This is a genomic window from Novosphingobium sp. G106, from assembly GCF_019075875.1.
Taxonomy (GTDB): Bacteria; Pseudomonadota; Alphaproteobacteria; order Sphingomonadales; family Sphingomonadaceae; genus Novosphingobium.
Genome location: NZ_JAHOOZ010000001.1, coordinates 4,242,997 through 4,252,034, shown reverse-complemented (window position 1 = coordinate 4,252,034; position 9,038 = coordinate 4,242,997). Strand labels below are relative to the sequence as shown.

The following is a 9,038-nucleotide window of genomic DNA, read 5'->3' as shown; positions in this document are numbered from 1 at the left end:
TATAGCGAGCCGTCAGGGGCGCCGCCAGCCGCGGACGACGGCAAGCAGCTGCTCGACATGCGCGATAGGCGTGTGCTGACCGATGCCGTGGCCCAGGTTGAAGACATGCGGCCGATCGGCAAAGGCATCGAGGATGCGCGTGGCCTGGCGGTCGATCTCCGGTCCGCCCGCCTCGATCAGCAGCGGATCGAAATTGCCCTGTACCGGCAGGCCCTCGGGCAGAGCTTTCGCCGCCCAGAACGGATCGATCGTCTCGTCGAGCCCCAGCGCGTCGACCCCGGTCTCGCGGGCATAGGCCGGCAGCTTCTCGCCCGCGCCCTTGGGAAAGCCTATCACCGGCAAACTCGGAAAATGCGCCTTGAGCCGGGTGACGATCGCGGCATTGGGTGCGATCACCCAGCGCTCGAATTCGGCCGGGGCCAGGCTGCCCGCCCAGCTGTCGAACAGCTGCACGGCTTCGGCGCCGGCACGGACCTGGCCGGCGAGGTAATCCACGGTAACCTCGACGATCGCATCGATGATCGCCTGGAAGCCCTTGGGATCGCGATAGGCCATCGCCCGCGTGACGTGCTGGTCGCGGCTGCCCTCGCCGGCAACCATATAGGTCGCGACGGTCCAGGGACTTCCGGCAAAGCCCAGCAGCGTCCGTCCAGCGCCGAGTCCGGCCTTGACCTTGGCCACGGTGGCATAGATCGGCTCGAGACGCTCAGGCGCAGCTCTGAGGCCATCCAGTGCGGTATCCACGAGCCGGGGCGAGAGGCGCGGGCCTTCGCCCACCAGGAATTCGAGATCCTGGCCCATCGCATAGGGCACGATCAGGATGTCGGAGAACAGGATCGCGCCATCGAAGCCGAAGCGGCGGATAGGCTGGAGCGTGATCTCGGCCGCGGCGTCGCTGTCGTAGACGAGCGCAAGGAATCCGCCCTTCTCGGCACGCAGCGCGCGGTACTCGGGCAGGTAGCGTCCCGCCTGGCGCATGAGCCAGATCGGTCGCTCGGAAGCATTCTCGCCGCGCAACGTGCGAAGGAGGAGTCCGGACATTTCGGAAGGGTCCAATCCAATAAAATAAAAGATTTATAATAGGATTCTGTAGGTAGTAGGTCCTGTGGATATCGGGGACAGCGGCGCCTTGCCCGATTTGTCCCGCCGTGAACAGAGGGCAGCCGCTTGGCGACTCCCTTCGCTGCGCCGTCAAGCAAGGCTTATCCCAGCTATCCCCAGCCTGTGGGAAGCGCTGTCCACCTGTCCACAGAGTCCGGATCCGAATGCCGCCAGTGGGCAGCGAATGACCCCCCGAAGTTGTCAGACCTTCTCTCTCATGATTTATGCTAGGCTTTGTCCCCAGCCCCTGATCCCTGATCAGGCCCCATCCACAAGCAGGCCCGATCCGACCGCATGACCCGCCTTCACCTCCACCTTCTGTCGGATTCCACCGGCGAAACGCTGGAGATGATCGCCAAGGCCGCCCTCGCCCAGTTCGAGGATGCCGACGTCGTGCGCCATTTCTGGCCGATGGTCCGTTCGCGTCAGCATCTAGACCGGATCATGGCCGATATCGCCGCCAATCCCGGCCTTGTGCTGTTCACGCTCGTCAACAGCGAGACGCGCACCCGGCTCGAAGAGCATTGCCGGGCGCTTGCCCTGCCCTCGGTCGCCGCACTCGACGCCGTGACCGATACCCTTGAAAACGTGCTCGGCCAGGAAGCCAAGGGCAAGCCCGGCCGCCAGCACCTGATGGACGACGCCTATTTCGCGCGCGTCGAGGCGATCCAGTTCACCATCGCGCATGACGACGGCGTTGCCTGGGAGGATTGGGAGGATTGCGACATCCTCCTCGCCGGCGTGTCGCGCTCGTCGAAGACGCCGACGTCGATCTACCTCGCCAACCGCGGCTACAAGGTCGCCAATATTCCCATCGTCATCGAAAGCCCGCCGCCCAACGCGCTGTTCGGGTTGCGCCGGCCGCTGGTGGTCGGGCTGACGACGGCCCCGGAGCGCCTGATCCAGGTGCGTCGCAACCGGCTGCTCTCGCTCAACCAGTCACCCGAGACGGCCTATGTGGATACCGAGAAGGTCAGCCGCGAAGTGCAATATGCACGGCGCATGTTCGCTGATAACGGCTGGCCTGTGATCGACGTCACCCGCCGCTCGATCGAAGAGACTGCAGCGGCGGTGATCAACCTGCTTAACGAACGCCAGGCTTCTGGCGATACCACACCGGCTGGACCCAAACCGATATGACTCTTCCCACCAGTTCAGGCCAGGCTCGCCTGCGGCCGCTCGTGCTCGCTTCGCAAAGCGCTTCTCGCCGCGAGATGCTATCGGCCGCCGGCGTCGATTTCGAAGCGATCCCGGCGCACATCGACGAGCGTGCGATCGAGCACGACCAGGCCGGGAAGCCGCCTGAGGTGATCGCGTTGCTGCTCGCCGAGCAGAAGGCTTTCGCGGTTTCATGCGAGCAGCGCGATGCTCTGGTCCTGGGCAGCGATTCGCTTGTCGCGGTCGACGGCAAGCGGTTCGACAAGCCGAAGAGCCGGGAGGAAGCGGCGGCACACCTGCGTTTCTTCGCAGGCCGGATCATGTATCTGCATAGTGCGGCGGCGCTGGTGCGCGATGGCGCGACGCTGTGGACTCATGCGGCGACGGCCGAGCTGCACGTCCGGCCCATGTCGGACAGCTTTATCGAATCCTATCTCGATGCCGAGTGGCCGGCGGTCGCGGGCTGCGTCGGCGTGTTCCGCATCGAGGCGCGGGGCGTGCAGTTGTTCGAGCGGATCGACGGCGATCATTTCACCGTGCTCGGCATGCCGCTGTTGCAGGTTCTGGGCGCGCTGCGCGATCTCGGTGAGCTGCCGCGGTGAGCAGACGCTATGCCGAGGTAATCGGCGATCCGATTGCCCAGTCGAAATCGCCTGCGATCCACGGCTTCTGGTTGGAAAAGCTCGGCATTGAGGCGGACTATGGCCGTTCGTTGGTCACTGCCGATGGGCTGCCAGATTATATCGCCGGTGTCCGCGGAAACGCGAACTGGCGTGGCTGCAACGTGACCATGCCGCACAAGCAGACGATCATGCCGCTGCTCGACCGGGTCGATCCGCTCGCCGCGCGCATCGGTGCGGTCAACACGGTGGTGCGTGAGGCCGACGGCACGCTGACCGGCTACAATACCGACGCCGCAGGTTTTCTCGAGCCGCTGGCGTCGTCACTGGCCGAGAAGCATTACTTCCGCATGGCCCGCGTCCTTGGCACGGGCGGCGCGGCGCGCGCGATCGTCGCGGCGCTGTCGGATCAGGGCTGTGTCGTCGTGCTCGCGGGGCGCAATCCGGCGAAGGCACAGGAACTGCTCGACGAACTGGCGCGCGGCAACGATCACCATGCAATCGATCTCGCCCATTTCGCCGATGCCACCGATTTCGCTTTCGACGATCGCGAACAGTGTCTCGACCTCATCGTCAATGCCAGCCCGCTGGGCATGGCGGGCCAGCCGCCGCTCGCTTTCGATTTTAGCCACGCACCGCCGGGCAGCGTGATCTACGACATCGTCACGCACCCGCTCGATACCGATTTCCTGCAATGCGCTCGCGCGGCTGGCTTCCGCACGATCGACGGGCTGTCGATGCTGATTGGCCAGGCGGCGGTGGCCTTCGAGCACTTCTTCGGAGTCGCACCGCCGCGCGACTTCGACGGCGAACTGCGCGCAAGGCTGACTTCGTGAGCGAGGCCAGGCCGTTCATCCTGGGCCTCACCGGTTCGATCGGCATGGGCAAGAGCGCCGTCGCTGCGATGTTCCAGGGGCTGGGCGTGCCGGTGTTCGATGCCGATGCCGCTGTCCACCGGCTCCAGGGTCCCGGCGGTGCGCTGTTGCCGACGATAGAGGCGGAGTTTCCCGGCACGACCGGCCCTCAGGGCGTCGACCGGCCCAAGCTGGGCGCGGCGGTGTTCGGCAATCCAGAAGCGCTGAAGCGCCTCGAACGGATCGTCCATCCCGCCGTCGGCGCGATGCGCAAGGATTTCCTCGCCGAGAATGCGGAGAAGCCGCTGATCGTCTTCGACATTCCCTTGCTGTTCGAAAAGGGTGGCTGGGAACAGGTCGATGCCGTGGTCGTCGTCTCGGCCTCCGCCGAAGCGCAGCGCGAACGCGTCCTCGCCCGTCCCGGCATGACGCCCGAGAAATTCGAGCAGATCCTCAAGCTGCAGGTGCCCGACGCGGAAAAGCGCGCCCGGGCGGATTATGTCGTCGATACCGGCACTTCGCTGGCCGAAACGCGCCATGCCGTGCAGCGGCTCGTCCACAGCCTGACGGCAAGCGAATAATAGCGCGACAACCCCTTGCTTCGCAGCCCTCTCGGGCCGATATCAATCGGGATGCGTGAGATCATTTTCGACACCGAAACGACCGGCCTCGATCCGCAGCGCGGCGACCGGATGGTGGAGATCGGTTGCATCGAAATGGTCAACCGCGTCGCCACCGGCCGCACGTTTCACGCCTATTTCAATCCCGAGCGAAACATGCCGGCCGAGGCCGAGGCGGTACATGGCCTGTCCGAGGCTTTCCTTGCCGACAAGCCGAAGTTCGCCGAGCGCGCGGCCGAGCTGATCGCATTCATCGAAGACAGTCCGCTGATCGCGCACAACGCCGGCTTCGACTTCGGTTTCCTCAACGCCGAGATGACTATCTGCGGGCTCGACATCGTCTCGCGCGATCGCATGGTCGATACGGTGGCGATCGCGCGTACGCGCCATCCCGGCGCCAAGCTATCGCTCGACGCGCTCTGCACGCGTTATGGCATCGATCGCAGCCACCGCACCAAGCACGGTGCGCTGCTCGATGCCGAACTGCTCGCCCAGGTCTATGTCGAGCTGCGCGGCGGACGGCAGATCGGGCTCGAGCTGGCGGCCGATCGGCGCAAGGAAATCGTCACGGTGATGACGGTCCGCACCGACCGCGTGTTCCGCCCGGCCCGGCCACACGCCGCCAGCGAGGCGGAACTCGCTGCGCATGCCGAGTTTATACAGACTCTCAAGGCTCCGCTCTGGAGTACCTAGCCCAAGAGGAGATGGACCATGGAAATCCGCGTATCCGGTCATCAGATGAACACGGGCGAAGCCTTGCAAGTCCACGCCAGCGAGCGGTTGACCAATGTGGTCGACAAATACTTCGCCCGCGCCTTGTCCTCTCAGGTGACTTTCGGGCGCGCGCCGGCCGGCGCTTTCCGCTGCGATATCGTTACCCATGTGATGCAGGGCCTCGTGCTCAAGGGAGCGGGCATCGCGCAGGACGCGCATATCGCCTTCGATCAGGCGACCGACAAGATCGACAAGCAGCTGCGCCGCTACAAGCGCCGGCTCAACGACCGGCATGAACAGAGCACTTATGCGCTGAAGGAAGAGGAAGCCGCCTACGTCATCTTCGAGGAGCCGGCCGACGATCATGCGGAAGTGACCGCCGATGCGCCGGTGGTCATTGCCGAGACCAAGGTGGACGTTCCCGAAGCGACGGTGTCCGACGCGGTGATGATGCTCGACCTGCGCAACACCAACGCCCTGCTTTTCAAAAACGCTGGAACCGGCAAGCATAATATGGTTTACCGCCGCGGCGATGGCTCGATCGGCTGGGTCGAACCGTCCTGACGCTCGCAAACGCGCTTGCTTTCCAGATCGAAAGAGGCTTGGCACCCGGGGCGACCCGGGCTCAGGTTCGTACATCATCTGGCAACTGGTGCTGGACTATTGTTTGATTGCTAATGGGATCTCTCTTCACCATCCTGCCCGAAGCCGTCGGTGCCATTCGCGCCGATAGCAAGCCGGCAATCCTCGGACAGCTCGCAGACCGTTTCGCCACGGTCTATGCGCTGGACCGTTCGGACGTGCTCGCCAAGCTGCAGGAGCGGGAGAAGCTGGGCAGTACCGGCTTCGGCCGCGGCGTCGCCATACCGCACGCCCGGCTCGCCGGGGTGAACCGTCCGGTCGCGGCGCTGCTGCGGCTCGAGGCGCCGGTTGCTTTCGATGCGGCCGATGGCCGGCCGGTCGATATCGTCTTCGGCCTGCTCTCGCCCGAACATGCCGGAGCGACCCACCTCCACGCGCTCGCGGCGATCTCGCGGATGATGCGCGACGAGGAAATGCACGCGGCGCTGACCCAGGCACCGGGTCCGGAAGCGATCTACGGCCTGATCTGCAATGTCATCGACCGCGACGCCGCCTGAGGCCCGCGATTCAGGCGCGACACTTCACTGGCGCGCGCTCGAAGGGCTCTACGCCTCGGCACCCGTGAACCAGCTCTTCGCGTCCAGCCTTGAGATCACCGAGGAAGGCTACTCGCGGATCATTTTCCAGGTCGAAGAGCGCCACTACCATGCTGCCGGCGCGGCGCATGGCACGATCTATTTCAAGATGCTCGACGATGCGGCCTTCTATGCGGCGAATACGCTGGTGACCGACCGGTTCCTGCTGACGACCTCGTTCAACCTCCATTTCACCCGGCCCGTGCGGATCGGACAGGTCGTGGCCGAAGGGCGCTGGATTTCGGGCCGGCGGCGCGTGCTCGTCGCCGAATCGCGGCTGATCGACAGCGAGGGCGAGGAAATCGGCCGCGGCACCGGCACGTTCCAGCGTTCGCGTATCTCGCTCTCGGGGCTCGCCGGCTACGCCCAGGCGCTGCGTTGAGCTGACATGGAAGGGCGGCTCCCTGCGCATCTCGAAGCCGCGGCGCTGATTCGCCAGACTCAGGCCGAAGGTGGCTTCGCAGCTGTGTTGCAGAAGGGTGAAAGCGAAGCGGGAACGATTTTGCTCGTTCTGTGCGAAAATGACACAAATGCGCGGGTCTACGAGCGCATGCCGGCCCCGGATGGTGACCGAAAATGGACCCTTTCGAGGTCTCAAGATGATGAAAATAAAGCGGAATTCGGAGAATATCTGACCCGTCGTGGCGCCCAGGACCGAGACTTGTGGATCATAGAGCTGGACATCGCGCAGGGGGAACGACTCATCGGATTGCCTGTGCCCACAAGTTGACTCTCGGCTGAACGGGCAACATGGGGACCGCTCACGGTCGCGCAGGCGGCGGGGACGGCACTAAGGCCGCTCCGGCAAGCACGCAGACGGGGGGCAGCCGGCAGGACGCTCCGAACATCTAACGTCGCTCGCGGCGGTTCGGTTCCTTCTGCGCGGGCGCGTTCACCGCACCCGAATTTGAAATAATGAAGTCCAAGTTATATCCGGCCAGCACGTTTGCCGTGGCCGCGACTCTTTTTACTGCCGTTGTCAGCGCCCAGGGTTCGGGCGCGGTCGCTCAGGACACGCTGTCCGGGCCGGCCAAACAGGAAACCCTCTCCACGATTTCCCGGCCCATCGTCCAGCCGCTGCCCGCCGAGGCCCAGGAGGTTCTCTCCACCGGACCCGCGCAGAGCGACGATGCTGCTGCCGCTACCGCCTCTGTCGGCGGTTCGCTCGCCGAACTGGTTGCGGAGCAGACCCAGCCCGAAACGCTCTCACCCGAAATGCGCTGCCTCGCCGGCGCCATCTATTTCGAGGCCAAGAGCGAACCCCTGCCCGGCCAGCTCGCCGTCGGCCGGGTCATCGTGAACCGGTCCAAGTCGGGCCGCTTCCCCGCCTCCTATTGCGGCGTGGTCTACCAGCCCTCGCAGTTCTCGTTCATCCGCGGTCGCGCGATGCCCGCGATCAACACCGCCTCGCAGGACTGGCACGAAGCCGTCGCCATCGCGCGCATCGCCGATGCGGGTTCGGTGCGCAGCCCGGCCGAGGGCGCGCTGTTCTTTCACGCTGCACGCGTCTCGCCCAGCTGGCGGGCGACCCGCATCGCGCGGATCGGCAATCACGTTTTCTACAGGTGACGATGGATCCTCCCCGGGCCTAGCTCGGGGAGGGTCTTACTCGCTGATCTGCACCCAGACGGGTGTGTGATCACTGGCCTTCTCGCGGCCGCGATATTCCTTGTCGACGCCCGCGGCGATCAGCCGATCGGCCACTTCAGGCGACAGCAGCGCATGGTCGATGCGGAAGCCATGGTCGCGCTGCCAGGCCCCGGCCTGGTAGTCCCAGAAGGTCCAGACGCCGCCGCGCGGATTGTGCAGGTCGAGCGCGTCGGTCCAGCCGTCGCCGAGCAGGCGGAAATAGGCATCGCGCGATTCCGGCTGCATCAGCGCATCGCTGGCCATCGCGGCCGGTGACCAGACGTCCTTGTCCTCGGGGATGACGTTGAAATCGCCGGTGATGATTGCCGGAACTTCCTCGGCGGCGATCTCGCGCATCCGGTCGCGCAGCCGCTCCATCCAGCGCAGCTTGTAGTCGAACTTGGGTCCGGGCTGTGGATTGCCGTTGGGCAGGTAGATGCAGGCGATGCGTAGGCCGAACACGTCGCATTCAATGTAGCGCGAATGCTCGTCTGTAGGATCGCCTTCGAGCCCGCGACGGACCTCTACCGGCTCGACGCCGTCGGCGAGGATGGCGACGCCGTTGAAGCCCTTCTGGCCGTGCCAGATCGCCTTGTAGCCGATCGCCTCGAAATCCTTGACCGGGAAGCCCTCGTCCTGGGTCTTGATCTCCTGCAGGCAGGCGACCGAGGGACGCGTCTCCTCCAGCCACTCGATCAAGCGCGGCAGGCGCGCCTTGATCCCGTTGATATTGAACGACGCGACTTTGATCATGCCGCGATCAGACCGAGAAACTCGAGCCGCAGCCGCAGCCGGCCACGGCATTGGGGTTCTCGACGCGGAAGGCAGCGCCGCCCAGCGATCCGACGAAATCGACGACGCAGCCGGAAACGAGGTCGAGGCTGACCGGATCGACCACCAGTCGCACGCCGTCGGTCTCGCTGACCAGGTCCTCGGCATCGGGCGCCTCGGCCAAGCCGAACTGGTACTGGAAGCCCGAGCAACCGCCACCCTCGACCGAAAGCCGCAGGATTGCGGGCTTGCCCGTCTTGGCGGCGATTGCCGCGACGCGGGCGGCTGCCGAGGGGCTCAGAGTCAGGCTGGGTGCTTCCATGCGCCGGATGTAGGGACTCAGGCCGCCCCGGG

At 65.1% G+C, this 9,038-nt stretch carries 13 protein-coding genes; 10 read left to right on the top strand and 3 right to left on the bottom strand.

Going from position 1 to position 9,038, the window contains the following annotated elements; all coding sequences use genetic code 11:
• Nucleotides 1–12: 12 nt before the first annotated feature.
• Nucleotides 13–1,041, bottom strand: coding sequence for a uroporphyrinogen decarboxylase (hemE, locus tag KRR38_RS20385; protein WP_217404988.1), 1,029 nt, complete (start codon nt 1,039–1,041; stop codon nt 13–15).
• A 354-nt stretch (nt 1,042–1,395) separates the two neighbouring features.
• Between hemE and KRR38_RS20380 the strand changes: the two genes are divergently transcribed.
• The 10 genes from KRR38_RS20380 to KRR38_RS20335 all read left to right on the top strand — a co-directional run bounded on the left by KRR38_RS20380 (nt 1,396) and on the right by KRR38_RS20335 (nt 7,853).
• Nucleotides 1,396–2,241: a pyruvate, water dikinase regulatory protein gene (locus KRR38_RS20380; RefSeq protein ID WP_217404986.1), complete on the top strand. Its 846-nt coding sequence runs from the start codon at nt 1,396–1,398 to the stop codon at nt 2,239–2,241.
• Nucleotides 2,238–2,861 (top strand): nucleoside triphosphate pyrophosphatase, encoded by a 624-nt coding sequence (locus KRR38_RS20375; protein WP_217404984.1) that lies wholly within the window; start codon nt 2,238–2,240, stop codon nt 2,859–2,861. The genes KRR38_RS20380 and KRR38_RS20375 overlap by 4 nt, the downstream gene beginning before the upstream one ends.
• Nucleotides 2,858–3,715 (top strand): shikimate dehydrogenase, encoded by an 858-nt coding sequence (gene aroE / locus KRR38_RS20370; protein ID WP_217404982.1) that lies wholly within the window; start codon nt 2,858–2,860, stop codon nt 3,713–3,715. Before KRR38_RS20375 ends, aroE begins: the two co-directional genes overlap by 4 nt.
• Nucleotides 3,712–4,314, top strand: a complete 603-nt coding sequence (gene coaE / locus KRR38_RS20365) for a dephospho-CoA kinase (protein ID WP_217404980.1) — start codon at nt 3,712–3,714, stop codon at nt 4,312–4,314. Before aroE ends, coaE begins: the two co-directional genes overlap by 4 nt.
• Nucleotides 4,315–4,365: 51 nt before the next feature.
• Nucleotides 4,366–5,046: a DNA polymerase III subunit epsilon gene (gene dnaQ / locus KRR38_RS20360; protein WP_217404978.1), complete on the top strand. Its 681-nt coding sequence runs from the start codon at nt 4,366–4,368 to the stop codon at nt 5,044–5,046.
• Nucleotides 5,047–5,064: 18 nt separating this feature from the next.
• Nucleotides 5,065–5,631: a ribosome hibernation-promoting factor, HPF/YfiA family gene (gene hpf / locus KRR38_RS20355; protein WP_217404976.1), complete on the top strand. Its 567-nt coding sequence runs from the start codon at nt 5,065–5,067 to the stop codon at nt 5,629–5,631.
• Between the two features lie 113 nt (nt 5,632–5,744).
• Entirely contained in the window at nt 5,745–6,206 is a 462-nt protein-coding gene (locus KRR38_RS20350) for a PTS sugar transporter subunit IIA (RefSeq protein WP_217404974.1), read from the top strand.
• Nucleotides 6,181–6,666 (top strand): PaaI family thioesterase, encoded by a 486-nt coding sequence (locus tag KRR38_RS20345; protein WP_217404972.1) that lies wholly within the window; start codon nt 6,181–6,183, stop codon nt 6,664–6,666. The genes KRR38_RS20350 and KRR38_RS20345 overlap by 26 nt, the downstream gene beginning before the upstream one ends.
• Before the next feature lie 6 nt (nt 6,667–6,672).
• Nucleotides 6,673–7,014 carry a DUF1491 family protein gene (locus KRR38_RS20340; protein WP_217404971.1) on the top strand — a complete coding sequence of 114 codons (342 nt, stop codon included), beginning with the start codon at nt 6,673–6,675 and terminating at the stop codon, nt 7,012–7,014.
• 221 nt (nt 7,015–7,235) lie between these two features.
• On the top strand, nt 7,236–7,853 hold the full coding sequence (locus KRR38_RS20335) for a cell wall hydrolase (RefSeq protein ID WP_375293427.1): 618 nt from the start codon (nt 7,236–7,238) through the stop codon (nt 7,851–7,853).
• Between the two features lie 36 nt (nt 7,854–7,889).
• Here KRR38_RS20335 and xth read toward each other — a convergent pair whose 3' ends face one another.
• A complete protein-coding gene (gene xth / locus KRR38_RS20330) occupies nt 7,890–8,666 on the bottom strand; it encodes an exodeoxyribonuclease III (protein ID WP_217404967.1) in 777 nt (258 codons plus the stop codon).
• Nucleotides 8,667–8,673: 7 nt separating this feature from the next.
• A complete protein-coding gene (locus KRR38_RS20325) occupies nt 8,674–9,006 on the bottom strand; it encodes an iron-sulfur cluster assembly accessory protein (RefSeq protein ID WP_217404965.1) in 333 nt (110 codons plus the stop codon).
• Nucleotides 9,007–9,038 lie beyond the last annotated feature (32 nt).

Coding starts and splice junctions, on each gene's coding strand:
- dnaQ (WP_217404978.1), top strand. CDS start 4,366: ATGCGTGAGATCATTTTCGACACCGAAACGACCGGCCTCGATCCGCAG.
- xth (WP_217404967.1), bottom strand. CDS start 8,666: ATGATCAAAGTCGCGTCGTTCAATATCAACGGGATCAAGGCGCGCCTG.
- KRR38_RS20380 (WP_217404986.1), top strand. CDS start 1,396: ATGACCCGCCTTCACCTCCACCTTCTGTCGGATTCCACCGGCGAAACG.
- hemE (WP_217404988.1), bottom strand. CDS start 1,041: ATGTCCGGACTCCTCCTTCGCACGTTGCGCGGCGAGAATGCTTCCGAG.
- KRR38_RS20350 (WP_217404974.1), top strand. CDS start 5,745: ATGGGATCTCTCTTCACCATCCTGCCCGAAGCCGTCGGTGCCATTCGC.
- KRR38_RS20325 (WP_217404965.1), bottom strand. CDS start 9,006: ATGGAAGCACCCAGCCTGACTCTGAGCCCCTCGGCAGCCGCCCGCGTC.
- KRR38_RS20375 (WP_217404984.1), top strand. CDS start 2,238: ATGACTCTTCCCACCAGTTCAGGCCAGGCTCGCCTGCGGCCGCTCGTG.
- KRR38_RS20345 (WP_217404972.1), top strand. CDS start 6,181: ATGTCATCGACCGCGACGCCGCCTGAGGCCCGCGATTCAGGCGCGACA.
- hpf (WP_217404976.1), top strand. CDS start 5,065: ATGGAAATCCGCGTATCCGGTCATCAGATGAACACGGGCGAAGCCTTG.
- KRR38_RS20340 (WP_217404971.1), top strand. CDS start 6,673: ATGGAAGGGCGGCTCCCTGCGCATCTCGAAGCCGCGGCGCTGATTCGC.